This window comes from Arthrobacter sp. BC5, assembly GCF_056680255.1.
Genome location: NZ_CM155273.1, coordinates 3,361,840 through 3,388,540 on the forward strand (window position 1 = coordinate 3,361,840; position 26,701 = coordinate 3,388,540).

Sequence of the window (26,701 nt, forward strand, 5' to 3'; positions counted from 1 at the left end):
GCCGGCGCCGCCCTGTCTCCGTCACCACGCACATCAGCGTCAGGTGGTGAAGACGTGCAGGAACCGGAAGAAGACCGAGGCGCCGACGGCGATGTAGGTGATGGCGATGACCGGTCCCACCCAGGCCGCGAGCCATCGGGTGAGGGCAGCGGGTGCGGGGATGACACCGTGGGCCATGTTGCGGACGGTCGTGAGGATGAAGAGCGGGATCATGGCCGCCCACACGACCATGCAGTACAGGCAGAGGATGTAGATGTCGAACAGCGCCTGGCTCCACAGCCAGACGGCGAACACCGCGCCAAATGTCACGCCCACCTGCAGGCCCGCCCAGTACCAGCGGGCGAACCGGGCCCCCGCGAGCAGCGCCATGCCGGTGGTGATGACGACGGCGAATCCGACGAGCCCGATGAAGGGGTTCGGGAAGCCGAGGAGTTCGGACTGCCAGGTCTGCATGACCTGGCCGCAGGACACCCACGGGTTGATGTCGCAGCTCGTGACGTGGTCCGGATCCTGCAGCAGCTGAAGTTTCTCGAGGATCAGGATGCCGGCCGCAACCCACCCCGTGATCCCGGTGACGAGGAGCATCACCCCGAAGGGGACCCGGCGGGCGAACACGGGCAGGTGCGTCTCCTCCCCCGACCCGGTGCCGGCGGATGGTGGAGGAGCGGTCGCGTATGCCATGGCCTTGTCGGTCCTCGTCGTCGTTGGTTCGGATCAGTCCGCGATGGCGGTTTCGATGAGGCTGCGGAACTCCTCGACGCTGGCGGGCTGGATCTTCCGACCTTCCAGGAAGAAGGTGGGCGTACCCTCGACGTCCAGCGCGAGGCCGTCAGCCCTGTCGCTGTTCACGCGATCCAATGTGGCGGGGTCGGCGATCGCGGCGTCGTAGTCCGCCATGTCCAGGCCCAGGGACTGCGCGTACTCGCGGAAGGTGCCGGCCCTGGATTCGGGCGTGTGCGCCCACTCGGTCTGCTTGTCGTACATCAGGGCGTGCATGTCCGTGAACCTGCCCTGCCGGGCGGCGGCCTCCACGGCAGCCGCGGCCGTTTCGGAATTGGGGTGACCCGGCAGGGGGAAGTACCGGGACACCACGGTCAGGTTCTCCCCGTACTCCGCGGAGAGCTCCTCCACGAGCGGGTACGCGGCGAGGCAGACTTCGCACTCGAAATCGAGGAACTCCACCAGGACGGCCTTCTCATCCGGCGCCTGGGACAGGCGGTGGCTGTCCTCCCGCACCACCTGCACCTGGGAGTCGCCGGAGCCCGGGGCCCCGGATCCTCCGGACCCGATGTTGTTGACGAGGATCACCAGTGCCACGACGAGGGCGGCCGCGAGGAGCAGGCCGATCGCGATGCGGTTCTGCAGGCTCAGGGCCCTGATGGGAAAGGCGGCAGGCACGGGTGTGTCTCCTCGGGATGTGCGGTGTGCGGCTGTGACGGTCAGGTATGGGTGCAGCAGGAGCAGGACGACGACGTGGCCGGAGGTGCTGCGTCGGGCTCGATCAGTGCCGTATCGGCGGTACCGAGGGAAGGCGCACAGCAGGCATCGCCCCGCCAGGCGTCCCGCCCCTCCTTGAGGGCGACGGCGGCGATGACCAGGGCAGCCATGGGGTCCGCCCAGGACCAACCGAGGGTGCTGTTCAGCAGCAGGCCGACCAGCAGGACCCCCGACAGGTACGTGCAGAGCAGGGTCTGCCGGGAGTCCGCGACGGCGGATCGCGAGCCGAGCTCGCGTCCTGCCCTGCGCTGGGCCCAGGACAGGAACGGCATGACGGCGAGGCTGACCGCGGCGAGGAGGATACCGACCAGCGAGTGCTCGGGCTCTGCTGCGCCGAGCAGGGTGCGGACGGCGTCGAAGGTCACGAACGCCGCGAGGCCGAAGAACGAGAAGGCGATCAGCCGCAGGGCGGTCTTCTCGCGCGCCTCGGGGTCCCGACCGGCGAACTGCCAGGCCACAGCGGCTGCCGAGAGGACCTCGACGATGGAATCCAGGCCGAACCCGATCAGGGCGCTCGAGGAGGCGATGGTTCCGGCGCTGATCGCGACGACCGCTTCGATCATGTTGTAGGTGATCGTCGCGGCGACGAGCAGGCGGATCCTGCGGGACAGGACCGCCCGGCGCGCCACGGGAGGGACCGGCTGCGCCGGTGCGTGGGTGCTCATCCGCGCCACGCCCGTGCGCCAGGACGCCTCATCGAGGCGCAGCCGCAGCGGGCCGAAGGCTCAGAAGGTAGTTCCACCCTCCCATAGTACAGCGGGCTGTGTACTGACCGCGGGCCCCCTAGGAGGCCAGCCGGGCGGCTGCACCGGAACCAGGGACGGTCGGGGCGGCACCGGGTTCCGGCTTGCTGACCTCGGCCCACAACTCGTCGAGCGACAGGCCGAGGATGTAGGCGACGGCGGCGATGGTGGGGAAGGCGGGGGTGGCAACCCGGCCCGACTCGATCTTCCGCAGCGTCTCCGGGGAGACACCGGCGTCGAGCGCGGTCTCGAGCATGGAACGCTCCCCGCGGGCCCTACGGAGCAGGGCCCCGAGACGCTGTCCACGCTCGACCTCGGCGGGTGTGAGCGGCAATCTGACCATGGCTCCGATTCTAGTACCGGGATAATATGGCCGGGATAGTTATTGGTCCCCCGGAAAGGCCTCCCATGATCGAGATCCTCAACCGCACGGAGCTGGAGCGGGCGAAAGTGACGGGTGCACTGGTCGCCGACATCCTGCAGAGCGTGAGGAGCCGGAGCACCGTCGGCACGAACCTCCTGGACATCGACCGCTGGGCCCAGGCGATGATCCTCGAGGCCGGAGCTCAGTCCTGCTACGTCGACTACGCCCCCTCCTTCGGGCGCGGGCCGTTCGGCCACTACATCTGCACCTCCGTGAACGACGCAGTACTCCACGGACTGCCCCATGACTACGCGCTCGCCGACGGCGACCTGCTGACACTCGATATCGCCGTCATCAAGGGCGGAGTCGCGGCGGACTCCGCCATCAGCTTCGTCGTCGGCGACTCCGCGCCCCCGGAGAGCGTCGCGATGATCGGCACCACCGAACGCGCACTCGCTGCGGGGATTGCGGTCGCCGGACCCGGTGCCCGCATCGGCGACATCTCCCATGCCATCGGATCCGTGCTCGGCGAGGCAGGCTACCCGATCAACACCCAGTTCGGGGGCCACGGCATCGGCTCCACGATGCACCAGGACCCCCACATCGCGAACACCGGACGCCCGGGCAGGGGCTTCATCCTGCGCCCTGGGCTGATGCTCGCACTGGAGCCGTGGATCATGGCCGACACTGCCGAGCTCATCACCGACCCCGACGGCTGGACGCTCCGAAGCGCCACGGGCTGCCGGACGGCGCACAGCGAGCACACCATCGCCATCACCGACTCCGGCGCCGAGATCCTCACCCTGCCGACCTGGGCCCGCTGAGGGAGCGCGTCCGCCCTGAGGTGTTATGCCGACTCTGCCGATACACTGGCGGCGCAGGCACAAGGCCTGCAGACTGGGGAGTCCTTTGAGCAAGCATCTGAACCGGGCACTGTCCGCCGCTGTCGTTCTGGTCGGCCTGACGCTGGGTGCGCCGGCGGCGTCGGCAGCGGAGTGCCCGCCGCCAGAGACCGCGGTGGGGTGCGCGAACCTACCCACCGCGCCCCCTCCTGGTCTTGGCACGACGGACCCGACATCAGATCCGACGGCGACACCAGATCCGACGCCGACGGCGACACCGACATCAGGGCCGACCGAAACCACACCGGCTCCCCTGGATCCCCCACCCTTGCCGACGCCAGACCCTCCCCTGGCGCCCGAAACCGCCCCAGTGCCCGTTTCGACCACGCTCACACCAGCGCCCGTTCAGACGACACCCGCCCCCGCACCTGTGAATGTTCAGCCCGTGCAGCCCATCCAGCAGGTCGGCCCGTCGATCCTGCCTCCCGCCGCGCCGGAGGTGGCGCCCGACGTCGTGCTGGACGAGGTGCAGCCACCCGAGGAAACAGCAGCAGAGGCTCCGCCGACCGAAACCGCGACGGTGAAGGCTTCGCCGCCAGCATCGCCCTCGGTGACGCCTCGCCCGACTCCCACGGCTTCGGCCACGGCGACCCCGGAGGCTGCCGCGTTCGAGCCCGCCAACTCCCGGCAGGGCCCGAACATCCCGCTGCTCGCCGTCCTCTCGGTCGTCATCATCGGATGCCTCGCCGGCCTCGCCAAGGTCGTCGGTCTCCCCGGTTCCCTTGCCGGCCACTCGCGCGAAGGTCAGCACTTCCGCAAGGGCCGGTGACGACCGCCGTCAGGACTTGCCAAGGCCCTTGGAGGGCGACTCGAAACGCCGCGGCCCGCCCAGGCGTTGCAGGCGGTGGCACGTCGGCGCACTCGGCTTCCGCAGCGCGTGTGCGCCGGGCTCAGCACCGGAAACCGGTTGCCGGAGTGGCACGTGCGATATACGGTGGCCGACATGGCGCAGATCATCGTTTACGGTCACCGGGAGTCGATCGACCGGCACCGAGATGAGATCTCCGATGCGATTCACGGGGCCGTCGTGTCCGCACTGGCGTACCCCTCCGAGAAACGCTTCCACCGGTTCGTTGCACTCGACCCTCGCGACTTCATCCACCCACAGGACCGGGGCCGGGCCTACACGATCATCGAGATCTCGATGTTCGAAGGAAGGTCAGAGGCAGCAAAGCGCGAACTGATCCGCGAATTGTTCCGCCGCATCGACGCGGAGGCGGGAATTGCTCCTCACAGCGTCGAGATCACCATCACGGAGACGCCGAGGGTGAATTGGGGCATCAGGGGAACCAACGCGGCCGACCTCGAACTCGGATATGTGGTGGATGTCGCACACGGGACGTGATGCGGCTGAGCATGCCCCGGAGGTCTTTGCCTCATCTGTCCTCCAGCCGGCCAGGACAGGCGACGCAGCCGGAGTGCGCGAGGTCTTCACCACGTGCAGGAGCCTGAGCGTCTCGGCCGATGGCACAACGACAATGACGGCCGTGTCCCCCATCTCGCCGGATCAGGCGCTGTGATAGGTCTTCGGCGTGGCGGGACGGGCTCGGGCACCGTGGGACTCATGGCTTCCGGGCGACGATCGTGTAGGTGCAGGGAACGAGGTCCCGCTCGGATTCCGGCCATGCGAAGCCCCCGGGTACCTCGACCATGCGCGGTGAGAACTTCCAGGGGAGTGTTTCCCCCTCATCGACGCGGAGTATTCGCAGCTCGGCACCGAGGAGGGAGTTGATGATGTCGGACAAGGGGTGTGCCCATTGGTACGTCCGGGCATGAGCGACGGTGCCATCTCCTGCGTAGGTCGATTCCTCGTCCCACACCTGCGCCTGACCGGTGTTGAAGTACGGGTACCGGAGGCGCAACCCGTCGGCATGCTCATCGAGTGCATAGAGCACAGGGTGTCCGTCGCGGATGTAGAACGTTCCGCCGGGTCGGAGGAGCCCGGCTACCTGTGCTGCCCAGCGGTCCAGGTCCGGGAGCCAGGTGATGGTCCCGATGCTGGTGTAGACGAGGTCGAAGTCACCGTTCACTGCGGCGCGAGCATCGAGGACATCGGTCTCCACCCACGTCGCATCGAGGCCCAGCCGCTTCGCGAGGCCGGCAGCGGATGCCAATGCTGCTGAAGAGAAGTCGACGCCGGTCACCCTCGCTCCCGCCCTGGCCAGCGACACCGTGTCCGTGCCGATGTGACACTGGAGGTGGCACACGTCCAGGCCGGCGACTCCACCGCCCGGCAGGAACGGCACCAGAGCTTCCAGATCCGCCCGGATGACGGAGCTCAGCTGGTCGGGATCGTCGAGCTCATCGATGCCGTACGCCTTCTCGTGCAGGGGAACGCGGTCTTCCCAGTTCTCCCGGTTACTCGCGCGTGCAGCATCCCACTCGATCACAATTCGCTCATCGCTCATGAAGCGAGCTTAGAAGCTGCGCAGGGCACTCTCGGCCGTACTACCGGTCGGGGCTGCCGTCGGCGGAGCGGACGCCCGGAGGGGTAGTCCACCCACTGGTCGACCGCAGACCGAGCCCCGTGCTCGGTAGACCAGCGGTCCGCCGGGTAGCGTCCGCCCTGGAGCACCGCGTCGAGGTTCACGCCGTGCCGCACCGTGACCTCGAAGTCCGCCGGCGCCCGCCGGTACATGACCTTCACGAGCTCGATGTCGTGGTCCACGGATCCGTCTGCCCAGAGGACGTCGTAGCGGAAGGCGCGCTCCTGCCGGCGCAGCCACCGGGAGGTGCGGTAGTAGGCTGTGGCCCGGAATGCGCGCGGAACTCGGTCTTTCGCCTGAGCGGCATCGCTGGTCACAGGGTATCCGCCGAGGGTCGGGCCATGGGCGGGCTGAGGTACTCGTCCTTCACGGTGAAGACGGCGGCCGGCGCGCCCTTGGACCGGGCGACCTTACGGCCGGTGTCGGTCAGGGCCCCGGTCATCTTCCTCGTGAAGTTGCCGGCGTCGAGCTTCGCAGTGTTCCAGACGGCCTCGTAGACGTGGCGCAGCTGGGAGAGGGCGAACTCCTCGGGCACGAGCTTGGCCGCGGTGAGCGTGTACTCGATCTTGCCCGCCAGGCGCTCGAGCGCGGCGGTGAGGATCTCCCGGTGGTCGAAGGCCAGCTCCTCGTCGGCGAGCACGTCGTGGACGGGCATCCAGTGCGCGGCGCCGGCGTCGCTGCCGGGGTTGAGCTCGGGCAGGGTCCTACCGTCGGTGGCGAGCAGTGCCAGGTGGGCGACGGAGACGACGCGCATGCGCGGGTCCCGTTTCGGGGAGCTGTACGTGGCGAGCTGCTCGACGTGCGCGCGGTGCTCGCCGAGGTCCAGTCCTGTCTCCTCCTCGAGCTCCCGCCAGGCGGCGTGGAGGGCGTCCTCGTCGGGCTGCACGAATCCTCCGGGCAGGGCCAGGGCTCCCTTGAACGGGTGACTGCCGCGGCGGACGAACGCCGCGTGGAGGACGCCGCCCGTCACGGCGAAGACGACGAGGTCCACGGTCAGCGCAACGGAGGGGTACTCCTCGGGCTCGTAGTCCTTGAGGAACTGCTCTTCGGTGGACATCAGTCTCCTGCCAGTACTGTGCGCCTGGCCCACGGCGGGGAGGTGAAGCGGTTCCGCTGGGCGATGATCAGATCAATGATCGCAGTCGCCGTGGCCGTGCGCTCGGCCGGGGTGCCGGTGATGAGGATCCACGAGTGGCCGGCGGCGGTGAGCTCCTCCTTGAACCATTCGGTCATCTCTGCCCGGCGGTGCTCGCCTTCGCGCCAGCCGTCGTCCTCGAAGGCGACGCCCTCGTGGTCGGTGATGAGGTAGATGTCACGGTGCGGCAGCTGGTCCAGCGCCCGGTAGGAGCCGTGGCTGCCTTCGCCGATGTAGAACCTCTCCCAGAGAGTTGTAGCGAGGCTGTCGGTGTCGGCGATCACCAGAGGGCAACGCGCTGCCGCCTCGTTCTCCATCTCGTTCTGCCGCTCACCGATGACGGAGAAGTCCTGGGACGTCCACACGAGGTCGGAGAGTACAGCGTCAGGGTCCTGGGCCTGCGCGGCGGCGAACTTGTCGTAGGTGTACTGGCGACCGAACTCGGGGACGTCGACCAGCTCGGGGTACTGGGTCCGGTAGTGCTCGGTGAGGGCCCGGGTGAGTGTGCTGGTGCCGGTGGATTCGGCGCCGACGAGGATGATCCGCACGGCCATGTCCTGCCGTGCCGGCTTGACGATGTTCCGCCAGGCAGCGGTGAGGTCGTCGCGGCAGAGCGTCCCGCTGACCGGGTAGGCGGTGCGGGCGTCGTCGACCATGACGTGCTCGGCGTTGAAGTCGGCGGCCAGCTCCTTGCCGTACTCCTCGGAGCTGAAGACGGCGTCGACGGCCGTGATGCCCTTCAGCTTCAGGGCGATGCGCATCAGCTCGTTGTGGGCCTTCCAGATGGCCCTGGACGAGTAGTCCTCGGGGCAGTCGTCCGGCATCCCGATGACGGTCACATTGGTCTCGTCGAACTCTGCGGCGAGCCACGTCACCCGGTCCTCGACGGAGATGTTCTCGAAGCGGTTCCCGAGGACGACGACGGCGAGCCTGGTGCTGGCCGCGGCGGCGGTGGCGATGAGGTGCCGATGGCCTGCGTGGGGAGGGTAGAACTTCCCGATGACGAGTCCCTGGTCGATGGTCATGCCGGCACCTTCTGGGTCTCGATGGCGGGGGTGGTCTGGTCGGTGCGGGTGCGCTTCCAGTCGATGAGGCCATAGACGCACAGGGCGGTGAAACCGACGTAGAGGATCGCGGTGAGGTTCAGGCCGCGGGAGAAGTAGAGCGGGATGCTCACGAGGTCTATGGCGATCCAGACGTACCAGTGCTGGAGGATCTTCTTGGCCTGCCCGTACGTCGCCAGCAGGGAGGCGGCGAGGACGAAGGCATCGGGCCAGGGGACCTGGGAGTCCGTTCCATGGGTGAGGATCATCGCGATCCCGACGGTGGCGAGGACGACGGCGCCGGGCCCCAGGAGGATCTCGTTGCGGGTCGCAGCGCGGATGGGCAGGTCGCCGGTCACTTCGGTGTCCCTGGCTCCGCGGACCCAGTTGTACCAGCCGTAGACGGCGACGGCGGCGAACACGGCCTGCAGGACGGTCTCCCCGTAAAGACCGGCGCCGAGGAACAGGATCATGAACGCGATGTTGTTGACGATGCCGACCGGCCAGTTCCAGGCCCGCTGCCGTGCGACGCCGTAGACGCAGGCTGCGCCGGTGATGAAGCCGACGACTTCGATCCAGCTCACGGGTGCTCCGAGCAGCTGCGCGGCCGGGGAGTTCATCCAGTCCAGTACTGCGTTCATGTCTCGCTCCTGTTTTATTGTCGTTCTGACAATAAATACTATAGGCCCACGCCGGGCAGAACGGAACCCCCGGCGACGGGGAGCAGGTAGGACGTGAGACACACGGGCCTGTTCGAGGCAACAAAAAACCGCCGGACCAGGGCTTTCGCCCTGGGTTCCAGCGGTTCGTTGTGGAGCTAAGGGGATTCGAACCCCTGACCCCCTGCATGCCATGCAGGTGCGCTACCAGCTGCGCCATAGCCCCTCACTCGGCTGCTTCCGGAGGTTCTCACCCCGCCGAAGCAACTTGATTAGTGTAGTAAATTCTGGCGGCTTCACCAAATCGGCCGGCCGGGGCCCGCTCAGCCCTCGAGTGGCTCCACGGGTAGCGAGCCGAGGCCGACGTTGTGTTCCGTCAATTGCCACGAGAACAGCGCCCCGGCCCTCCCCACGACCTCATGCACCTCGGACCAGTGGCAGTTGGACAACCCGGCCAGGGTGCCCCAGCGCTCCGGCGGCAGTCCCATCAGCGCGGCGAGGGCCGCCCTGATGGCCCCGCCGTGGCTCACGATGACGAGGGTCTCCGACGGCGCGATGCGAGACACCGCGTCGTTGACCGCAGCCAGCATGCGCTCTCCCACATCGAGCCGATTCTCCGCGCCGCCCGCACGCACCCTAGGGTCGCCACCCCGCCACGCGGCGTTGTCGTCCGCGAACTGCTCGTCGATCTCCGCGAACGACAAGCCCTGCCATCGCCCGGCGTCCGTCTCGCGCAACCGCTTGTCGAAGGTGACCTCCACGCCGCTGAGCTCAGCCAGGGCAGCGGCTGTATCAGCTGCACGCCGGAGATCGGACGAGACGATCATCGACGGCCGTCGCGTGACGAGCACCTCTGCCGCACGCACCGCCTGCTCACGGCCCGTCTCGTCCAGGTCGATGTCCTCCTGGCCCTGGAACAGCCCGGAGCGGTTCCACTCCGTGCGCCCGTGACGCCAGAAGATGACGCGGCGAGCCGCAGGATCGGCGTGGGGGTACCGCGTCACTCCGCGACGTCGTCGGACGCTGCGACCTGCGGGGAACTCTGCAGCGCTCCCTCCAGCTGGAGGTCCACGGAGGGGCAGTCCTTCCAGAGCCTGTCGAGGGCGTAGAACACGCGGTCTTCCTCGTGCTGGACGTGAACGACGACCTGCGCGTAATCGAGGAGGACCCAACGGCCCTCGCTGCGGCCTTCACGCCGCACCGGCTTGAGGCCCTGCTTCGACAACTCCTCCTCGATGCCGTCCACGATCGCGTTGACCTGCCGCTCGCTCGGCGCGGATGCGATCACGAAGATATCCGTGATGGCCAGCCGGTCACTGACGTCGATGGCAACGATGTCCTGGGCAATCTTGTCCACCGCCGCGTGCGCCGCGGTGCGGGCAATGCCAATGGACTGTTCGGTAGCGCTCACTGATCTCCTTGTGTGTAGCCAGCAATTTCACCCATTGAGGGAGCTGACGGTCATTATTATCCCGGTTGCGAGCGCTGCTGCGCCCACACCGAGCATCGAATACTGGATATAGCGCAGTCGTCGCAGCCTGCCGAGGCCCGCGGTCATGGCATCGAGAGGCTCGAGCCCGAAGGCGCTCCGGGCCTGGATGGGCTCCGTCCCGACGTCGGTATCGGCAACGACAGCGCGTTCCGGCGCGGCCTCCTCACGCTCGGTGCCGGTGTCTGCCCCGGTCCTCGACGGCGAGGCGGCCGGGGACTCCCGCGGTCGCGCCAGCACCACCGGGATGTGCGACGTGGCCGGTGCCCGCAGGACGGACTGGAGCCCACCCGGCACCTGGACGAACTCGGGCGGCGTGATGATGGACAGGTTGTCGGCCGCGCCCGGATCGTTGGGGACGGTCTTGCGCTGCTGGTTCTGCTCCGAGAGCTCCTGCATCCGCCGCGCCCGCGCATTGAGGATGGCGGCCCGTTCGGCCAGGGCCTTCTGCTGCTCCAGCACCTCGGGGTCCACGGTGAGAGGATCGTCGGGACCGGCTGCCTGCAGCGCGGCGAGGTGTTCGCCGGCCTCCGTGGCGATGGCCTTCCGCGCAGAGAGTGCTTCCTCGACGCTCATGTCCGGGGCTGCCTCGGCAGCGGACTCCTCGGCCGGTCCCACCGCTGGTGTTCGGGATGTCTGCTGGCGTCGACGGTCCCTGCGCCCGCCCGGCACGGGCGACCGCGGCACGCCCAGCGCCGTCGCCGTCAGGTCGACGGCGGCCGGCGCGATGGCCCGGCCCTGCGATTGCTCCAGCCTCAGCTGGCGGCGGGTGGGCGTCTCGATCCGGGTGCGTCCGTCGTCCTGCATCGCCTGCGCCTCGGCCAGCGCGCGGAAGGCGCGCAGCGCTTCCCTGTTGCGGGCGCGCGCCTGCGATTCACGCTCCGCGCGCGGATCGGGCACGGTGTCGACCGCAGCCTCGGCAGCGCGCCTGCTGCTGCGCCGGGACACGCTGTCGGTTGTCGCGGGACCGCCGCCGTCGTCGACGGAACCCGGGTTGTCACCGGCCGACGGATCCAGCCCCCATGACGCGTCACGGTCCGCTTGGAGAGACCCGGAGACCCGTGCGTCGTCGTTCGCCTTGCTCATCACAGATTCACCCAGTCGGTTGTTGTACGGAGCTGGGGTTGCCCCCGTGCTTTCCTTCCGTCGAAAAGGCGCCCTCGCCCTCGAGGCCCGAGGACGGCCCGTCCCCCGGCCGTGCCATCCGCCGGTACAGGCGGTGCTTGGCGATGTACTGCACGACGCCGTCCGGCACCAGGTACCAGACCGGCTTGCCCTCCCCCACGCGCCGTCGGCAGTCGGTGCTCGAGATCGCCATGGCAGGCACCTCCAGCAGGCTGACGTCGCGACCCCGTCCGTCCAGTTCATGGCCCGGGCGCGTCACCCCGATGAAGTGCGCGAGGGACCAGAGTTCCTCCGCGTTCTTCCAGGTGAGGATCTGGGCCATCGCGTCCGCGCCCGTGATGAAGAACAGCTGGGCGTCGGGCCGCTCCACCTTCAGGTCACGCAGCGTGTCGATCGTGAACGTCGGTCCGGGGCGTTCGATGTCGACGCGGCTGACCGTGAAACTGGGGTTCGACGCCGTCGCGATGACGGTCATCAGGTAGCGGTGCTCGGCCGCGGTGACATCCTTGTCCGCCTTCTGCCACGGTTGGCCCGTGGGGACGAAGACCACCTCGTCGAGGTCGAACACAGAGGCGACCTCGCTCGCTGCCACGAGGTGGCCATGGTGGATCGGATCGAAGGTCCCACCCATCACGCCCAGGCGCCAGGGCGAGCCGTCGCGATGCCGCTGCCGCAGGCCGCCCATGACGTCCCGCTCGATACCGTCTGCTGCCACCAGGACTGCTAGTGCCGGTTCGCTTCGCCGTGGTCGTGGTTGTTGGCGTGCTGCTTGTGCGGGTCGATGTGCTCCTCGACGGCCTCGTGGCGGTTCCGCACGTTCGAGAAGGAGACCGTGACGATCATCAGGGTGAGCAGGATGCCCATGGCGATCAACCCGTATGCGATGGGCGACATCGGCAGCTCGGTGTGGTGTTCCATGGCTTCGTTCGCCAGCAGTGCGCTGCCGAGGGAGTAGAGCATCGTGGTTCCTCTGTACGTCAGGTTCTGCCGGTCATTCAGCCCGGCCTGGGCATTTCTCCAATGGTACGCGCAAAGGGGCAGGCTCCTCCCCCGGCGACGGAAGCGCCGTCAGCGGCGGATCTGCCCCTCGCCCTGCACGATCCACTTCGTCGTCGTCAGCTCCGCCAGGCCCATGGGCCCGCGGGCGTGCATCTTCTGCGTGGAGATGCCCACTTCGGCGCCGAGCCCGAGTTCGCCGCCGTCGACGAAGCGCGTGGAGGCGTTGACCAGGACGGCAGCGGAATCGACTCCGGCGACGAACTCCTCGGACGAGGCGAGGCTGTTGGTGATGATGGCCTCGCTGTGGCCCGTGCTCCATCGACGGATGTGCTGCAGCGCCTCGTCCACGGTGTCGACCGTCCGCACGGCGAGGTCCAGCTGCATGTACTCGCGCCCCCAGTCCTCCTCCGTGGCGGGCACCGCGTCCGTCCCCTCCGGGAGCAGCGCGCGTGAGCGGTCGTCGGCGTGGAGTTTCACGCCCGCGCGCCCGAGTGCGGCGAGGACGGCGGGAGCGGCCGTCGAACGGCTGTGCACGAGGAGGGTCTCCACGGTGTTGCAGACGCTGGGGCGCTGGGTCTTGGCGTTGAGCAGGATGTCGATGGCCATGCCCTCGTCCGCGCTCTCGTCGAGGAGGATGTGCACATTGCCCTCCCCGGTCTCGATCACGGGAACGCGTGCGTTGGTGACGACCGACTGGATGAGCTCGCGTCCGCCGCGCGGGATCAGCACGTCGACGCGTCCGCGGGCCTCCATGAGCACGCGTGCGCCGTCCCTGCCGAACTCGTCGATGGTGAGGACGGCGTCGTCGGGCAGTCCATGGTCCTCGAGGGTGTCGCGGATGATTCCGACGAGCGCGGCATTCGTGGCAGCGGCCGCACTGCCGCCACGGAGAATCACGGCGTTGCCGCTCTTGAGGGCGAGGCCGGCGATATCGACGGTCACGTTGGGGCGTGCCTCGTAGATCGCCGCGACGACGCCGAGGGGTACGCGGACCTGCCGCATCCGCAGACCGTTGGGCAGGGTCTCAGCGCGGACGGCCGTGCCGACGGGATCGGGCAGTGCCGCCAGTGCGGCGAGGGCGTCGGCCAGCCGTCCGATGCGCTCGGGGTCCAGGCTCAGCCGGTCCAGCAGGTAGTCGGAGGTGCCGGACGCACGTCCGCGCTCGACGTCGGCGCGGTTGGCTTCGAGGACGAGGTCACGCCGTGCGACGAGCGCATCGGCGATGGCGAGCAGGACGCGGTCCTTGCGGGCGCGGTTCGCGCGGCCCAGGGTACGCGATGCGACGCGTGACCTGTCCGCGATGGCGTGGACCGCCCGGGTGAGCTCCTCCGGCGACAGTGCTGCGGCGTCGTCGGTCCGGGTGGTGGTCTCGGCGTGCAGGTCGGTCATCCCGCCATTCTATCGACGACCGGCGGATGGGGGCTCCCGGAGGTCGTTTCATGACGTGCCGGAAGCGCGCAGCACCACGAGGTCGTTGACGTGCACGACGGAGCGTTCGTACTCGGCGCCCAGCTCGTCCGCGAGGTCGTGCGTGGAGCGGCCGAGCATCCGGGGCAGCTCCGCGGAACTGTAGTTCACGAGGCCTCTCGCCACGACGGTCCCGTCGCCGCTGACGAGCTGCACGGGATCCCCGGCCTCGAAGGCGCCCGAGACGTCGACCACGCCGGCCGGGAGCAGCGAACGGCGGCGCTCGCCCACGGCCCGTACCGCGCCGTCGTCGAGCACGAGCGTGCCGAGCACCCGCGCGAGGTGGGCCAGCCACAGCAGGCGGATCGGCTGGCGCTTGCCGGTCGCCGTGAACCAGGTGCCGACGTCGTCCCCCCGCAGCGCTGCCGCGGCGTTCGCGGTCGAGGTCACGAGGGCGGGGATGCCGGATGCCGCGGCGATCGTCGCAGCCTCGACCTTCGTGACCATGCCGCCCGTGCCGACACCCGCCCTGCCCGCGCGTCCGATCGTCACGCCCTCGAGGTCGGCTGCCGAGCCGACGAGCGGGATGCGGCTGGCCCCGGCACTCGGCGGCCCGTCATAGAGCGCGTCGACGTCGGACAGCAGCACGAGGGCCTCCGCCTTCACGAGGTGGGCGACGAGGGCCGCGAGGCGGTCGTTGTCGCCGAAGCGGATCTCGTGGCTTGCCACGGTGTCGTTCTCGTTGACGATGGGCACGACGCCGAAGTTCAGCAGCCTCTCCATCGCGCGGTGCGCGTTGGCGTAGTGGGACCGGCGGACGAGGTCTTCGGCGGTCAGCAGGATCTGGCTCACCGTGACGCCGTGGGCCGCGAAGGCCTGCGAGTACTGGGCCATGAGCAGACCCTGTCCCACGCTCGCTGCCGCCTGCTGGGTGGAGAGCTGGGACGGACGGCGCGCCAGACCGAGCGGCGCAAGTCCGGCAGCGATCGCCCCGGAGGACACCAGGATGACCTCCGTGCCGGCCGTGCGCCGTCGGGCGAGGACGTCGGCGAGCCCGACGAGGGCGTCACCCGAGATCCCCCCGGAGACGGAGGTCAGCGACGACGAGCCGACCTTGACGACGATCCGCCCCGCGGAGGCGAGCCCCGACCGCGACGCGAGGGGCTGGCGCGGCTGGTCCACGACCACGCGCGCCTACTCCCCGGACTCGGCGTCTGCTTCCTGCTGGGCAGGTGCAGGCTGGTTGCGGTTCTGCACCGATTCGGTCCAGATACCGGCCTTGCGGTCCGCCTCCAGGTCGGCTCGGGCCGCGGCCTTCGCCTCCTTGCGCTCCTGGTACTCCTCACGCTTCTGTTCGCGCGTGGGCCGAACGTACTCGGCCAGGCGGAGGTCGCTGCCGCGCGGTCCGGCAAGGAGCTCGGCCCCGCCCATCATGGTCGGCTCCCAGTCGAAGACGACGCCGTCGCCCTCGCCGATCACCACGGTGTCGCCCGGCTTGGCACCGGACTTGAAGAGCTGCTCCTCGACCCCGACCTTGGCGAGGCGGTCCGCGAGGTAGCCGACGGCCTCGTCATTCGTGAAGTCGGTCTGCTTGACCCAGCGCTCGGGCTTCTCACCGAGCACGCGGAAGAGCGGCAGGGCGTCCTTCTCCTCATGGCGGATCCGGAACGGGGCCGCGTTGACTCCGCGCGGGCGCAGCACCGGAGGTTCGACCTTCGGGGGCGCGGTGGCCACGGCCTTGCGCGCAGCCTCGACGATCTCCGCCATGGCGAACCCCAGCTGGCGCAGTCCCTCGTGGCTCGAGGCGGACACCTCGAAGACCCGGTAGCCGCGCGCCTCCAGCTCGGGGCGGACGAACTCCGCCATGTCCTTGCCGTCGGGGACGTCCACCTTGTTGAGGGCGACCAGTCGGGGGCGCTCGTTGAGGGGCACGACGTCGCCGTCGGGACCCGCGAAGCTCATGTCGACCGAGTACTTCTCCAGCTCACCCTCGATGATCGAGAGGTCCTTCAGCGGATCGCGGTCCGTCTCGAGGGCGGCGCAGTCCAGGACGTGCACCAGGGCCGCGCAGCGCTCCACATGGCGCAGGAAGTGGTGGCCGAGGCCCTTGCCCTCGCTGGCACCCTCGATCAGGCCGGGGACATCGGCGATGGTGAAGCGGGTGGAACCGGCTTCGACGACGCCGAGGTTGGGCACGAGCGTGGTGAAGGGATAGTCGGCGATCTTCGGGCGCGCGGCCGACATCGCTGCGATGAGGCTCGACTTGCCGGCCGACGGGAAGCCCACGAGGGCGATGTCCGCGATGGACTTCAGCTCGAGGACGACGTCCCGCTCGTCGCCGGGGATGCCGAGCAGCGCGAAGCCGGGGGCCTTGCGCTTCTGGGAGGACAGTGCGGCATTGCCGAGACCGCCCTGGCCGCCTGCCGCCGCCACGAACTCGGTTCCCTGGCCGACGAGGTCCGCGAGGACCTCCCCGTCCTTCGTCTTGACGACGGTGCCGTCCGGCACGGAGAGGATCAGCGTCTCGCCGCTCTTGCCGCCGCGCCAGTCACCCATCCCGTTGCCGCCGTTCGTGGCATGCCGGTGGGGAGCGTGATGGTAGTCGAGGAGGGTGGTCGTCTGGTGGTCGACCCGGAGGATGACGTCGCCGCCGTCGCCGCCGTTGCCGCCGTCGGGCCCGCCGAGGGGCTTGAACTTCTCGCGGTGGACGGACACGCAGCCGTGGCCACCCGTGCCTCCGGATACGTGCAGGACTACGCGGTCAACGAAGCTCGCCACGTCGGTCTCCTTCTACAAATGCTTCACTGTGCCGGCCTGGCCGGCTTAAAAGAAGGTGGGGCGAGCCGTAGAGGCTCACCCCACCCGAATGCTTGGTGCATCGTGCGCCGGCAGAATTACTCTGCTGCGGCGCCTACGATGTTGACGACCTTGCGTCCGCGACGGGTACCGAATTCGACGGCACCTGCCTCGAGTGCGAACAGGGTGTCGTCGCCGCCGCGGCCGACGTTGGCGCCCGGGTGGAAGTGGGTGCCGCGCTGGCGGACGATGATCTCGCCGGCCTTGACGACCTGGCCGCCGAAGCGCTTCACGCCGAGGAACTGAGCGTTCGAGTCGCGACCGTTGCGAGTGGAGCTTGCGCCCTTCTTATGTGCCATGAGTTATGCCTGCCTTCGCTGAAGTGTGTTGCGGAACCGATCGGTAGCCCGAAGGGACTACGCGATGCCTGTGATTTTGACGCGGGTCAGTTCCGAACGGTGACCCTGGCGCTTCTTGTAGCCGGTCTTGTTCTTGAACTTCTGGATGACAATCTTCGGTCCACGAAGATTCTCGACGATCTCGGCAGTGACGGTGACCTTCTCGAGGTCCTCCGCTGCGGAGGTGATCTTGGCGCCGTCTACCAGAAGGAGGGCGGGGAGCTTGAACGTGCTTCCTGCCTGACCGGTGACGCGGTCAAGGGTAACGAGGTCTCCTACAGAAACCTTTTCTTGGCGGCCGCCTGCGCGGACAATCGCGTACACCACTTGGGAACTCACTTCTCTCGACATTCTTGACTTCTGATGAAAAAACCTGGGTGCGCCTCGGCAGCAATCCGGGAGGTTGCTCCTCGTGCCGGACCCGCACCGTGCATCCTCGACACCGCGGCCCGGGAGCCGCTCGTGCCTGATGGACAGCCTGTACGTCCTGCTGACTGCACGTTCTGCTGACCGCATAGTCTGCAAAGCTTGCTCTGCTGCCGCCGGACATGCCGGTTAACAGGCGAGTGCACCGAGGGTCCAGATTACGCCAGTACAGCGTCTTCCCGCAAATCAGCGGGCCGCGGCGTGGCGCCCGGGCCGTGGACCCGGGGGGCGTCGAAGAAATCGCGCTCGTACACGGCGGACCACCGGAACGCCCTCAGCATGGCATCCTTCCCGGCTGCCGAGGCACTCCTGTGCGCGCGGTCCACGATCTGCTTCGCCTGCGCCGTCGCCGCCGCGAAGGCGGGGTCCGCGTAGGTGCGGATCCACTCCGCATAGGGGTGGGTGCCGCCGTCGTGGCCGGGCTTCTGATGGTCGCCGTCACGGACTTTCTCCTGCACGTGGTCGCCCACGGCCGCGTAGAGCCAGAAGCACGGCAGCACCGCAGCGACGAGCTCGGCGTACGAGCCGCGTGCGGCGACGGCCGCCAGGTGGTCGCAGTAGGCGCGCGTGACGGGACCGGCGGCACCCTCACCGAACCGCAGACCCGTCTCCCGCGCCAGCCACGTCCGGTGGAGCTCGGCCTCGGTCTGCAGGCACGACGTCGCGGAGGCCAGCCAGAACAGCTGCTCGTCCTCCGAGGGGGCCATGGCTGCCGCCCGGGCGAGCACGCCCGAGTACTCCCTGAGGTAGAGGGCGTCCTGCTGCAGGTAGTAGGCGAAGTCCGCTGCCGGCAGAGTGCCCCCGGTCATGCCGGCGATGAAGCCGAGCCCGAGGATCTCCCCGCGGATCGCTGAGGTGTCCCTCCAGGCGAGATCGGTGAAGCGCTGCAGCATGCGCGGATCCTGGGCGGCATGGAAATGATGGACGGGCCCGCTGCCGTTCCCCACGTCGAGCAGGTCGGCGGCCTCGAGTGCCCCCTCCAGCCAGAACTTGGCCTCCCGTACCGCCTGGGGCCAGTCCCCTCCGACGGCATGCCTCGTCGCGATGGCCGACGACAGGGAGCATCCCGTCCCGTGCGTGTTCGTCGTCCCGATCCGCCGGCCGTCGAAGACCAGGGCGTCCGCCGCGTCCGCCCCGGGGACGAGGAGCGCGTCCGGGCACCGCTCCCCCGGCAGGTGCCCGCCCTTGACCAGGACGCGCGTGCCGAGCTGCTCCGCCAGGGCGCTGCCCTGCTCCAGGGCCTCGGGCCAGGACCGCGCGTGCGCGGCTCCGACGAGCACTGCGAGCTCCGCGATATTGGGGGTGACGAGCGAGGCGCGGCGGGCGAGGTCGACGACGGCGCGCACGGCGTCGTCGTCGAGCAGCCGGGCGCCACTCGTGGCGACCATGACGGGATCGAGCACCACGACGGGAGGGCGGGCCTCATCGAGCCATCCGGCGACGCAGCGGGCGATGCCGGCGCTGCCGAGCATGCCGATCTTCACGGCGTCGATGGCGACGTCTCCGGCCACCGCGTCGAGTTGCTGCCGCAGGAATGCCACGGGCGGGGTGTGCACTCCTGCGACGCCGAGGGTGTTCTGCGCGGTCAGGGCCGTCACGACCGCCATCGCATAGCCACCGCCGGCGCTGATGCTCTTGATGTCCGCCTGGATGCCGGCACCGCCGCTGGGATCCGAACCCGCGATGCTGAGGATGTTGGGAATCCTGGAGCGTGGACTCCCCGATGCACGGACAGTTTCCATGGCGACATCCCTCCGCTAGGCCTCGGGCGCCGCGCGCCCACTAGATCAGGTTCGACGGGTTTGATCTCAGCCCTGCATCCGGCAGGGCACCCCGTGTCGGGATCCAGCCTATAGCAGTCCGCACGGCCCCGGCTGCGGACGGCGAAGGCCGGAGTCCTCGCGGACTCCGGCCTTCGTGGTTCACAGTACGGGACGGGGCGCCCCGGTGGTCCTACAGCTCCGAGGCGGGCACGCCCACGCCGAAGATCAGTGGCTCGGCCGCGGACGGCTCGGGCCTCCGTGCGAGAGCAGGAGCCTTGGCGACGTGCCGCGTCCCCGCGTGCTCGACGGGCGCCTCGGCACCCTGCGTCTCGATCGTCGTATCCGCTGCTCCCTGGGCGCTGCGCGCCACCCGCCGGCGCGGACGCGTGCGGCGGGCCGGTACTGCAGCCGGTTCCGCAACGGGTGCGGCGACCGGGGGCTCCGGCGCGTTCCCGCCGTCGGACTCGCCTGCCTGCAGCGCGGGCTCGTCGACGCCTGCGCCGGCGTCATCCGCTGCCGGCTTCCTGTTGAACGCCTCGCTGAGGCTGTCCAGCGTCAGGCGTGTCGACGGCGCCTCCTGGCGGTCCTGCACCTCCTGGCGGCGGTTGTCCGCACGGGGAAGCGTCACCGTCTCGCCGTTGATGGTCAGGACGGCTTCGGTCACCTGGATGTCAGCCGGGGCCTCCGGTTCCCCGGCGGGCTCCTCGTGGGCGTGGTGCGTGGCGGCCGCGATGGTCGCCAGTGCGGCACGGGCTGCCTCCGCCTTCGCTGCACGGTCGGCACTCTCCGCGACCGGCGCTGCGGGCAGGGCGACGGCGGCTTCCTCGTGCTGGCCACCCCGGCCCCGGTTCCGCTTGCGTTCGCTGCGGGACATCTTGTCCTGGCGCACCTGCTGCTGGTCCTGCACGGGCGTGTGGCTGCGGTGCTCCACGGGTTCCATGTGCGTGACCACACCGCGGCCCGCGCAGTGCTCGCAGTCCTCCCCGAACACCTCGAGCAGGCCGGTGCCCATGCGCTTGCGCGTCATCTGCACGAGCCCGAGCGAGGTCACCTCGGCGACCTGGTGCTTGGTCCTGTCACGGCCGAGGCATTCGACGAGGCGGCGCAGCACGAGGTCGCGGTTCGCCTCGAGGACCATGTCGATGAAGTCGATCACGATGATCCCGCCGATATCGCGGAGCCGCAGCTGGCGGACGACCTCCTCGGCCGCCTCCAGGTTGTTCTTGGTGACGGTCTCCTCGAGGTTGCCGCCGCTGCCGGTGAACTTTCCGGTGTTGACGTCGACCACGGTCATGGCCTCGGTGCGGTCGATCACGAGCGAGCCGCCCGAGGGCAGGAAGACCTTGCGCTCGAGCGCCTTCGAGATCTGCTCGTCGATGCGCGAGGCCGCGAAGATGTCCTCGTCGCTCGTCCACTTCTCGAGCCTGCCGACGAGGTCCGGCGCCACGTACATGACGTAGGCCTCGATAGTGTCCCAGGCCTCCTCGCCGGAGACGACGAGCTTGGAGAAGTCCTCGTTGAAGACATCGCGGACGACCTTGATGGTGAGGTCGGGCTCGCCGTACAGCAGCTCCGGGGCCAGGGTCTTGGTCGAGCCCGCCTTGCGCTCGATCTCCTCCCACTGCGCCCGCAGCCGGTTGATGTCGTGGGTGAGCTCTTCCTCGCTGGCACCCTCGGCCGCGGTCCGGACGATCACGCCCGCGTTCTCGGGCAGGCGGTCCTTGAGGATCCGCTTGAGGCGGTTGCGCTCGACGTCGGGCAGCTTGCGCGAGATGCCGGTCATGGAGCCCCCGGGCACGTACACGAGGTAGCGGCCGGGCAGCGAGATCTGGCTCGTCAGGCGGGCACCCTTGTGGCCCACCGGGTCCTTGGTGACCTGCACGAGCACGGGGTCGCCGGACTTCAGCGCGAGCTCGATGCGGCGCGGCTGGCCTTCGAGGCGCGCAGCGTCCCAGTTGACCTCACCGGCGTAGAGCACGGCGTTACGGCCGCGTCCGATGTCCACGAACGCCGCTTCCATGCTGGGCAGCACGTTCTGCACCTTGCCCACGTACACGTTGCCGATCAGCGAGTCCTGCTGCGTCTTGGACACGAAGTGCTCGGCCAGGATGCCGTCCTCGAGGACGCCGATCTGGATCCTGTCGTCGCGCTGGCGCACGATCATCTGGCGGTCCACGGACTCACGGCGCGCGAGGAACTCCGCCTCGGTGATGACCTGGCGGCGGCGACCGGTGTCCCGTGATTCGCGACGGCGCTGCTTCTTGGCCTCGAGCCGCGTGGAGCCGCGGACGCTGGTCACGCGGTCGGAGACGGGCTCGCCGGCCTGCCGCGGGGCGCGAACACGGGTGACGGTGTTGGGCGGGTCGTCGTCCTCGCCGCCGGACAGCTCGAGGTCCTGGTCACCACGCCGACGACGGCGGCGCCGGCGTGAGGTGACTCCCGCACCGTCCTCCGGTCCGGTGGAGCGCGGGCGCTCGTCGGAACCCTCGGCGTCGGCTGCGTCCGGCTCCGCGTCCGTCCGGCCCGCGTCCGGCTGGCCCGCGTCGCCGCGGGTGCGGTTCCTGCTGCGGCGGCTCCGACGCGACCGGCGACCGGACTCCTCGGATTCCTCCTCCTCCGTGTCCTCCTCGGGGGACGGCGCGATCCTGACGGACGGCACGGCGACGGCGGTGAGGTCCGGGGCGTGGAACAGCAGGGAGAGCGGTGACTCGGGGACGGCGAACGGGTCGAAGCGGTTCTCCGGCTCCGATCCGTCCTGTCCGGCGTCCTCGGGCGCGGCGGCGGCCGAGGTGGAGCCCGCGGCGGGTGCGGAGGCCGGCCGCGATGCACGGCCGGCAGGGGCCGCCGCGGCGGCGTCCGGTGCTGCGCCGGCATCAGCCTGCGCGGTGTCTTCGGCCTGCGCGGTGTCTTCGGCCTGCACGGGCTCCGACGCCCTGCGGGTGCGGGTCCGGCTCGAGGTGCGGCGGGTCCGCGCCGGCTTCTCGGAGGAGGGTGCATCGGCCTCCGTGCTGCCCGTGGTCCGGGCGTCTGCCGGCGCAGGCAGGGACTCGGCCGGCGCCGCTTCGGGAACGGAAGCGGGGGCCGGCGCATCGGTGGCGGTGGTCTCCGCGGCGGCGGGCTGCTCGACCGGGCGGGCCGGGCCGGCTTCGGCCGTCGCGGCACGACGGCGGGTGCGGGGCGCGCGGGCGGGTGCGGTCGGCGGGGCGTCGGACCCGGCCGGCGCACCAGCCGTACCGCCGGTGGGCACGTCGTCGATCGCGGCGGCGGCCCGGGCGGGAGCCTCGGCGGCGGTCTCGTCGGCGGTCTCGTCGGTGACGACGACCGGCTTACGGACCCGGGTGGCCCTCTTGCGGACGGGCTCGGCGGCCGCTGCCGCCTCGGGCGACGGCTCCGGCACGCTGGGTGGCGCTCCGGCCGGTGCGCTCGCGGTGCGGCGCTTCCGCGGTGCCTTCACCGGGGCGGCCTGCTCCCGGGGTTCCTGCACGGCAGCGGATGCTTCCGTGACGTCCTGTTCGTTCCCCTGCTGTTCTGACTGATCCATGGGTACTCGCTCCAAGCCCCTGCGGCACCGTCCACATTCCAGCGCCCTCCAGGGCGGTATGTCGGCCGGCCGCGGGCCCTTCGCCCGGCGGCTGACCGGAAGTCGTTGTCATGTCGTCCGAGGTCACACCGACATTGGGGTGCGGAATCGCTCGGCGACCAGTGGCGCTTTTCCAACTCAGCCGCCCGTGTGGACGGTGGGTCCCGCCAGCGGATTCCGCCTACTTCCGCCGACATGGCGGACTCGGTAGGACGGAAGCATCGCTCGTGGAACGGAAGCCTGTCACTGGACCGGCGCGGGAATGTGGTTCCCCCGCCAGCCTTGGCCATTGTCTCACATCGCCCTCGGGAAGGGGCCTCGGCCGGGCCGGACCCGCCGGGAACAGGCCGACGACCGCGGACGCGCAGTACCCTCCGCGGCTCCCGCCGTGAAGGGTACTGACGATCAGTGCTTCGGGAGTTGGCCCGTGGCGGGTGCGTGGTCGCCGGCGAGCGGCCGGGCGACGGGCACCTTCGTGCCCAGGACCTGCGCGACGACGTCGTGCGTGATCTTCTGGGCGGTCAGGCCCACGCGCTCGAGGACCTGGTTCCGCGAACCGTGGTCCAGGAACTCGACCGGGAGGCCCACCTCGTTGAGCGCCGTGTCGACGCCGGCCGAGCGCATCTCCTGGCGGATCCTCGAGCCGACACCGCCGGCGCGCACGCCGTCCTCGATGACGATCACGATGCGGTGCTCGGCGGCCAGGTCGATCACCGATCGGCGGACCGGCAGGAGCCAGCGGGGATCGATCACCGTGGAGCTGATGCCCTGCGCTCCGAGCCTGTTGGAGACGTCGAGCGCGAGTTCGCTCATCGCCCCCACGCTGACGACGAGGACGTCGTTGGAGCTCGAACCGGCGGGCCTGCGGGAGAGGACGTCGACGCCGTCGGCGAGGCGTTCGATCGCCTCGACCTCCGCGCCGACGGACCCCTTGGAGTAGCGGACCACGCTGGGGGCGTCGGAGATGGCGACGGCCTCGCGCAGTTCCTCACGCAGCCGGGAGGCGTCGCGCGGAGCGGCCAGGTGCAGCCCGGGCACGGCCTGCAGCATGGCCAGGTCCCACATGCCGTGGTGGCTCGCGCCGTCGGGCCCGGTGACGCCGGAGCGGTCGAGGACCACCGTCACGCCCGCCCTGTGCAGGGCGACGTCCATCAGGAGCTGGTCGAATGCGCGGTTCAGGAAGGTCGCGTAGAGGGCGATCACCGGGTGCAGGCCGCCGAAGGCCATGCCGGCTGCACTGGTGAGCGCGTGCTGCTCGGCGATGCCGACGTCGAACACGCGGTCGGGGTGCCGGGCGGCGAAACGGTGCAGGCCGACCGGGATGAGCATGGCACCGGTGATGCCGACGATATCGGGGCGCTCGTCGGCGATGTCGGCGATCTCGTTCGCGAAGACGGAGGTCCAGGACTGCTGCCCGGCGGCGCCGACGGGCTCGCCCGTCTCGGGGTCGATGATGCCGACGGCGTGGAACTGGTCGGCCTCGTGGGCACGGGCCGGGGCGTACCCGTGGCCCTTCTCCGTGATCGCATGGACGATCACGGGCCCCTCGTAGTTCTTGGCGAGGTGCAGGGCCTGCTCGACGGCGGACTGGTCGTGGCCGTCCACGGGACCCACGTACTTCATGCCGAGGTCCTCGAAGAGCCCCTGGGGTGCCCACCAGTCCTTGATGCCCTTCTTCATGGCGTGCAGGCTCTTGTAGCTGAACTCGCCGACCGTGCCGCCGTTCAGCATGCGCTGCTTGAACCAGTCGAGGGTGCGCTCGTAGCGGCGGTGCGTGCGCACGGAGTCGAGGGTCGGACGCAGGGAGGCGAGGTAGTCCGCCACGCCTCCGATGGTCGGGGCGTAGGAACGGCCGTTGTCGTTGACCACGATCACGACCCGCCGACGCTTGTCCGCAGCGATGTTGTTGATCGCCTCCCACGCCATCCCGCCGGTCAGGGCGCCGTCGCCCACGAGCACGACGGTGTAGCGGTCGCCCTCTCCGTTCAGCACCCGCGCGCGGGAGATGCCGTCCGCCCAGGAGAGCGAGGAGGAGGCGTGGGAGCTCTCGACGACGTCGTGCACGGACTCCGCCCGCGACGGGTAGCCGGACAGACCGCCCTGCTGGCGCAGCGTGCTGAAGTCCTGGCGTCCGGTCACGAGTTTGTGCACGTAGGACTGGTGCCCGGTGTCGAAGATGACGCTGTCACGCGGCGAGTCGAAGACGCGGTGGATACCGAGCGTGAGCTCGACGACCCCGAGGTTGGGGCCCAGGTGCCCGCCCGTGCGCGAGACGTTGCTGACCAGGAAGGTGCGGATCTCCTTCGCGAGCGCGGCCAGTTGCGCTTCGCTGAGCTTGCTCAGGTCCTGCGGGCCGTGGATCGTCTCCAAGAGTCCCATCGGCGCCTCCTCGGTTCGTTCGGCGTGGCGAGAAAATCGCCTTCGATTCCATTAACTCTAACGTTCGGGGTTCGGAGGGGGTGCCATCGACGGCACCTGGGCGAGGACCGGGCCGGTCCCCGCTCAGGCCGGCGGCGGCAGGAGGCGCGCGAAGGACTCCATGTGGTGGGTGTGCGGGTAGAGGTCGAACACCCGCAGTGTGTCGAGGGACCAGCCGGCGGCGAGGAAGTAGCCGAGGTCGCGCGAGAACGACGCCGGGTCGCAGGACACATACCCCACGGCCCTCGGCCTGGCCTCCACGATCTGCCGGACGACCTTCTTCCCGGCTCCCGCCCGCGGCGGGTCGAGCAGGACGGCGTCGAGCGGTTCGCTCCAGCGTCCGAGCACGGCGTCCACCCGGCCCTGCACGATGGCCACCTGGTCCTGGCCGTGCAGGTTGCGGCGTGCGTCGCGGCTCGTCCCGGCGGAACCCTCGACCGACAGCACGGCACCCTCCGCCCCCACGGCGCGGGCGAGCGGCACGGTGAACAGGCCGACACCGGCGTACAGGTCGGCGAGGCGCTCCCCGTGCGCAGGCTGGAGGCCGTCGAGGACGGCGGAGACCAGGGCCTCGGGCGCTCCGCGGTGGATCTGCCAGAAACCGGCCCCCGTGACGCGGTAGTCGGTACCCAGGACGCTCTCCTGAAGCCAGGTCCGCCCTTTCAGCCGCTGCACCGCGCCGGACTCCGGCTCGAGCACGCCCACCGACGCGCCGTCGATCGAGTTCGCCACGGCCGCTACCCGGCGCGGGGAGGTCCCGGCAGCGGGCACGAGCAGGACGAGGGGCTCTCCCCCGCCGGAGGGCACGGCGACATCGACCCGCTCGATGCCGCTGAGGTCCAGGGTCCACAGGCGGAGGTCGTTGACGGCCGCGACGGCCAGCGGCATCTCCCGGACCGGGAGCACCTCGTGCGAGCGGTGCAGGTGCATCGCGAGGCGGCCCGCGGCGTCGACCGCGAAGGCCGCGCGCGTGCGCCAGGCCAGGCCGTCGTCGGCTTCGCCCGGAGCGGGCTCTGCCACCACCGGCCGCTCGGTCTTCGCCAGGCGCGACAGCTGTTCCTCGAAGATCGCGGCTTTCAGGCTCCGCTGCTCGTCCAGGCGGATGTGTCCGAACTCGGCACCGCCGACGGCGGACCGGCCCTTCGCTGCTGCCTTCAGGGCATCGGCGAGGGGCCAGGGGTGGGGCACCCGGTGAGGAGACGCCTCGAGCACCTCGACGACATCGGCGCGCCAGAAGCTGGCGTCGTCGTCGGTCTCGGTGAGACGCACGCGTACCCGCTCCCCGGGCAGCGCGTGCCGCACGAACACCACACGGCCCTCGTGCCGGGCCACGAAGTGGCCGCCGTGCGCCGGCCGCTCGACGGTGAGTTCCGCGGTGTCGGCCGGGCCGCCGGTGTGGACGGTGTCGGCCGGGAGTACCTCTTCCGCCCCGGCGGTGGACGGGTCAGCGGCTGGTTGGTCGGTCATGGTG

General features: G+C 69.8%; 26 protein-coding genes, 1 tRNA gene and 1 riboswitch. Of the genes, 3 read left to right on the forward strand and 24 right to left on the reverse strand.

All coding sequences use genetic code 11. From position 1 onward, the window contains the following. Positions 1–39: 39 nt before the first annotated feature. The 4 genes from AC1MFI_RS15820 to AC1MFI_RS15835 all read right to left on the reverse strand — a co-directional run bounded on the left by AC1MFI_RS15820 (position 40) and on the right by AC1MFI_RS15835 (position 2,583). Positions 40–681 carry a vitamin K epoxide reductase family protein gene (locus tag AC1MFI_RS15820; RefSeq protein WP_479818051.1) on the reverse strand — a complete coding sequence of 214 codons (642 nt, stop codon included), beginning with the start codon at positions 679–681 and terminating at the stop codon, positions 40–42. 33 nt (positions 682–714) lie between these two features. Continuing rightward, a complete protein-coding gene (locus AC1MFI_RS15825) occupies positions 715–1,398 on the reverse strand; it encodes a DsbA family protein (RefSeq protein ID WP_479818052.1) in 684 nt (227 codons plus the stop codon). Positions 1,399–1,439: 41 nt separating this feature from the next. After that, the gene (locus AC1MFI_RS15830) at positions 1,440–2,162 is read right to left on the reverse strand and encodes a cation efflux transmembrane domain-containing protein (protein WP_479818054.1); all 723 of its coding nucleotides are present in this window, start codon (positions 2,160–2,162) and stop codon (positions 1,440–1,442) included. A gap of 118 nt (positions 2,163–2,280) precedes the next feature. Beyond that, complete coding sequence (locus tag AC1MFI_RS15835) at positions 2,281–2,583, reverse strand: helix-turn-helix domain-containing protein (protein WP_479818055.1); 303 nt, start codon at positions 2,581–2,583, stop codon at positions 2,281–2,283. Positions 2,584–2,648: 65 nt separating this feature from the next. Here AC1MFI_RS15835 and map point away from each other — a divergent pair, with 65 nt between their 5' ends. The 3 genes from map to AC1MFI_RS15850 all read left to right on the forward strand — a co-directional run bounded on the left by map (position 2,649) and on the right by AC1MFI_RS15850 (position 4,851). Continuing rightward, entirely contained in the window at positions 2,649–3,428 is a 780-nt protein-coding gene (gene map, locus AC1MFI_RS15840) for a type I methionyl aminopeptidase (RefSeq protein ID WP_479818057.1), read from the forward strand. Positions 3,429–3,891: 463 nt separating this feature from the next. Then, positions 3,892–4,275, forward strand: coding sequence for a hypothetical protein (locus AC1MFI_RS15845; protein WP_479818059.1), 384 nt, complete (start codon positions 3,892–3,894; stop codon positions 4,273–4,275). A gap of 174 nt (positions 4,276–4,449) precedes the next feature. Then, positions 4,450–4,851, forward strand: a complete 402-nt coding sequence (locus AC1MFI_RS15850) for a tautomerase family protein (RefSeq protein WP_479818061.1) — start codon at positions 4,450–4,452, stop codon at positions 4,849–4,851. Positions 4,852–5,068: 217 nt separating this feature from the next. On the opposite strand, the gene AC1MFI_RS15855 is transcribed toward AC1MFI_RS15850, so the two are convergent. The 20 genes from AC1MFI_RS15855 to AC1MFI_RS15950 all read right to left on the reverse strand — a co-directional run bounded on the left by AC1MFI_RS15855 (position 5,069) and on the right by AC1MFI_RS15950 (position 26,697). Continuing rightward, on the reverse strand, positions 5,069–5,914 hold the full coding sequence (locus AC1MFI_RS15855; RefSeq protein ID WP_479818063.1) for a class I SAM-dependent methyltransferase: 846 nt from the start codon (positions 5,912–5,914) through the stop codon (positions 5,069–5,071). Then, positions 5,911–6,309, reverse strand: coding sequence for a hypothetical protein (locus tag AC1MFI_RS15860; RefSeq protein WP_479818065.1), 399 nt, complete (start codon positions 6,307–6,309; stop codon positions 5,911–5,913). Before AC1MFI_RS15860 ends, AC1MFI_RS15855 begins: the two co-directional genes overlap by 4 nt. Further along, positions 6,306–7,049 carry an NUDIX hydrolase gene (locus tag AC1MFI_RS15865; RefSeq protein ID WP_479818067.1) on the reverse strand — a complete coding sequence of 248 codons (744 nt, stop codon included), beginning with the start codon at positions 7,047–7,049 and terminating at the stop codon, positions 6,306–6,308. The genes AC1MFI_RS15860 and AC1MFI_RS15865 overlap by 4 nt, the downstream gene beginning before the upstream one ends. After that, positions 7,049–8,152 (reverse strand): AAA family ATPase, encoded by a 1,104-nt coding sequence (locus AC1MFI_RS15870; protein ID WP_479818069.1) that lies wholly within the window; start codon positions 8,150–8,152, stop codon positions 7,049–7,051. Before AC1MFI_RS15870 ends, AC1MFI_RS15865 begins: the two co-directional genes overlap by 1 nt. Then, complete coding sequence (pnuC, locus tag AC1MFI_RS15875) at positions 8,149–8,811, reverse strand: nicotinamide riboside transporter PnuC (RefSeq protein WP_479818070.1); 663 nt, start codon at positions 8,809–8,811, stop codon at positions 8,149–8,151. The genes AC1MFI_RS15870 and pnuC overlap by 4 nt, the downstream gene beginning before the upstream one ends. A 171-nt stretch (positions 8,812–8,982) precedes the next feature. Beyond that, positions 8,983–9,055: transfer RNA gene (locus tag AC1MFI_RS15880), tRNA-Ala, on the reverse strand. Between the two features lie 97 nt (positions 9,056–9,152). Further along, on the reverse strand, positions 9,153–9,833 hold the full coding sequence (locus AC1MFI_RS15885; protein WP_479818071.1) for a histidine phosphatase family protein: 681 nt from the start codon (positions 9,831–9,833) through the stop codon (positions 9,153–9,155). Beyond that, the gene (gene rsfS, locus AC1MFI_RS15890; protein ID WP_400484461.1) at positions 9,830–10,240 is read right to left on the reverse strand and encodes a ribosome silencing factor; all 411 of its coding nucleotides are present in this window, start codon (positions 10,238–10,240) and stop codon (positions 9,830–9,832) included. Before rsfS ends, AC1MFI_RS15885 begins: the two co-directional genes overlap by 4 nt. Positions 10,241–10,267: 27 nt before the next feature. After that, positions 10,268–11,404, reverse strand: coding sequence for a hypothetical protein (locus AC1MFI_RS15895; RefSeq protein ID WP_479818074.1), 1,137 nt, complete (start codon positions 11,402–11,404; stop codon positions 10,268–10,270). A gap of 7 nt (positions 11,405–11,411) precedes the next feature. Beyond that, entirely contained in the window at positions 11,412–12,128 is a 717-nt protein-coding gene (nadD, locus tag AC1MFI_RS15900) for a nicotinate-nucleotide adenylyltransferase (protein ID WP_479820916.1), read from the reverse strand. Between the two features lie 38 nt (positions 12,129–12,166). After that, on the reverse strand, positions 12,167–12,403 hold the full coding sequence (locus AC1MFI_RS15905; RefSeq protein ID WP_479818076.1) for a hypothetical protein: 237 nt from the start codon (positions 12,401–12,403) through the stop codon (positions 12,167–12,169). 108 nt (positions 12,404–12,511) lie between these two features. Beyond that, the gene (locus AC1MFI_RS15910; RefSeq protein ID WP_479818078.1) at positions 12,512–13,831 is read right to left on the reverse strand and encodes a glutamate-5-semialdehyde dehydrogenase; all 1,320 of its coding nucleotides are present in this window, start codon (positions 13,829–13,831) and stop codon (positions 12,512–12,514) included. 48 nt (positions 13,832–13,879) lie between these two features. After that, on the reverse strand, positions 13,880–15,037 hold the full coding sequence (proB, locus tag AC1MFI_RS15915) for a glutamate 5-kinase (protein WP_479818080.1): 1,158 nt from the start codon (positions 15,035–15,037) through the stop codon (positions 13,880–13,882). A gap of 6 nt (positions 15,038–15,043) precedes the next feature. After that, positions 15,044–16,627, reverse strand: coding sequence for a GTPase ObgE (obgE, locus tag AC1MFI_RS15920; protein WP_479818082.1), 1,584 nt, complete (start codon positions 16,625–16,627; stop codon positions 15,044–15,046). A 116-nt stretch (positions 16,628–16,743) separates the two neighbouring features. Then, a complete protein-coding gene (gene rpmA / locus AC1MFI_RS15925; protein ID WP_087073579.1) occupies positions 16,744–17,004 on the reverse strand; it encodes a 50S ribosomal protein L27 in 261 nt (86 codons plus the stop codon). Positions 17,005–17,061: 57 nt separating this feature from the next. Then, on the reverse strand, positions 17,062–17,370 hold the full coding sequence (gene rplU, locus AC1MFI_RS15930; protein ID WP_479820918.1) for a 50S ribosomal protein L21: 309 nt from the start codon (positions 17,368–17,370) through the stop codon (positions 17,062–17,064). 257 nt (positions 17,371–17,627) lie between these two features. Beyond that, positions 17,628–19,211 (reverse strand): bifunctional hydroxymethylpyrimidine kinase/phosphomethylpyrimidine kinase, encoded by a 1,584-nt coding sequence (thiD, locus tag AC1MFI_RS15935; RefSeq protein ID WP_479818085.1) that lies wholly within the window; start codon positions 19,209–19,211, stop codon positions 17,628–17,630. Next, a riboswitch (TPP riboswitch) is annotated at positions 19,202–19,315 on the reverse strand. Its footprint overlaps the gene before it by 10 nt. A gap of 107 nt (positions 19,316–19,422) precedes the next feature. Beyond that, on the reverse strand, positions 19,423–22,773 hold the full coding sequence (locus AC1MFI_RS15940) for an Rne/Rng family ribonuclease (RefSeq protein WP_479818087.1): 3,351 nt from the start codon (positions 22,771–22,773) through the stop codon (positions 19,423–19,425). A 444-nt stretch (positions 22,774–23,217) separates the two neighbouring features. Next, positions 23,218–25,191 carry a 1-deoxy-D-xylulose-5-phosphate synthase gene (dxs, locus tag AC1MFI_RS15945; protein ID WP_479818089.1) on the reverse strand — a complete coding sequence of 658 codons (1,974 nt, stop codon included), beginning with the start codon at positions 25,189–25,191 and terminating at the stop codon, positions 23,218–23,220. A 123-nt stretch (positions 25,192–25,314) separates the two neighbouring features. Then, the gene (locus AC1MFI_RS15950) at positions 25,315–26,697 is read right to left on the reverse strand and encodes a class I SAM-dependent RNA methyltransferase (protein WP_479818091.1); all 1,383 of its coding nucleotides are present in this window, start codon (positions 26,695–26,697) and stop codon (positions 25,315–25,317) included. Between the last annotated feature and the right edge of the window lie 4 nt (positions 26,698–26,701).

Bases quoted from the DNA above. Each gene is read 5' to 3' on its own strand.
- AC1MFI_RS15820 (WP_479818051.1), bottom strand. From the start codon at position 681: ATGGCATACGCGACCGCTCCTCCACCATCCGCCGGCACCGGGTCGGGG.
- AC1MFI_RS15830 (WP_479818054.1), bottom strand. From the start codon at position 2,162: ATGAGCACCCACGCACCGGCGCAGCCGGTCCCTCCCGTGGCGCGCCGG.
- AC1MFI_RS15835 (WP_479818055.1), bottom strand. From the start codon at position 2,583: ATGGTCAGATTGCCGCTCACACCCGCCGAGGTCGAGCGTGGACAGCGT.
- map (WP_479818057.1), top strand. From the start codon at position 2,649: ATGATCGAGATCCTCAACCGCACGGAGCTGGAGCGGGCGAAAGTGACG.
- AC1MFI_RS15850 (WP_479818061.1), top strand. From the start codon at position 4,450: ATGGCGCAGATCATCGTTTACGGTCACCGGGAGTCGATCGACCGGCAC.
- AC1MFI_RS15855 (WP_479818063.1), bottom strand. From the start codon at position 5,914: ATGAGCGATGAGCGAATTGTGATCGAGTGGGATGCTGCACGCGCGAGT.
- AC1MFI_RS15865 (WP_479818067.1), bottom strand. From the start codon at position 7,049: ATGTCCACCGAAGAGCAGTTCCTCAAGGACTACGAGCCCGAGGAGTAC.
- AC1MFI_RS15870 (WP_479818069.1), bottom strand. From the start codon at position 8,152: ATGACCATCGACCAGGGACTCGTCATCGGGAAGTTCTACCCTCCCCAC.
- pnuC (WP_479818070.1), bottom strand. From the start codon at position 8,811: ATGAACGCAGTACTGGACTGGATGAACTCCCCGGCCGCGCAGCTGCTC.
- AC1MFI_RS15895 (WP_479818074.1), bottom strand. From the start codon at position 11,404: ATGAGCAAGGCGAACGACGACGCACGGGTCTCCGGGTCTCTCCAAGCG.
- nadD (WP_479820916.1), bottom strand. From the start codon at position 12,128: ATGGGCGGCCTGCGGCAGCGGCATCGCGACGGCTCGCCCTGGCGCCTG.
- AC1MFI_RS15905 (WP_479818076.1), bottom strand. From the start codon at position 12,403: ATGCTCTACTCCCTCGGCAGCGCACTGCTGGCGAACGAAGCCATGGAA.
- AC1MFI_RS15910 (WP_479818078.1), bottom strand. From the start codon at position 13,831: ATGACCGACCTGCACGCCGAGACCACCACCCGGACCGACGACGCCGCA.
- rpmA (WP_087073579.1), bottom strand. From the start codon at position 17,004: ATGGCACATAAGAAGGGCGCAAGCTCCACTCGCAACGGTCGCGACTCG.
- thiD (WP_479818085.1), bottom strand. From the start codon at position 19,211: ATGGAAACTGTCCGTGCATCGGGGAGTCCACGCTCCAGGATTCCCAAC.
- AC1MFI_RS15940 (WP_479818087.1), bottom strand. From the start codon at position 22,773: ATGGATCAGTCAGAACAGCAGGGGAACGAACAGGACGTCACGGAAGCA.
- dxs (WP_479818089.1), bottom strand. From the start codon at position 25,191: ATGGGACTCTTGGAGACGATCCACGGCCCGCAGGACCTGAGCAAGCTC.
- AC1MFI_RS15950 (WP_479818091.1), bottom strand. From the start codon at position 26,697: ATGACCGACCAACCAGCCGCTGACCCGTCCACCGCCGGGGCGGAAGAG.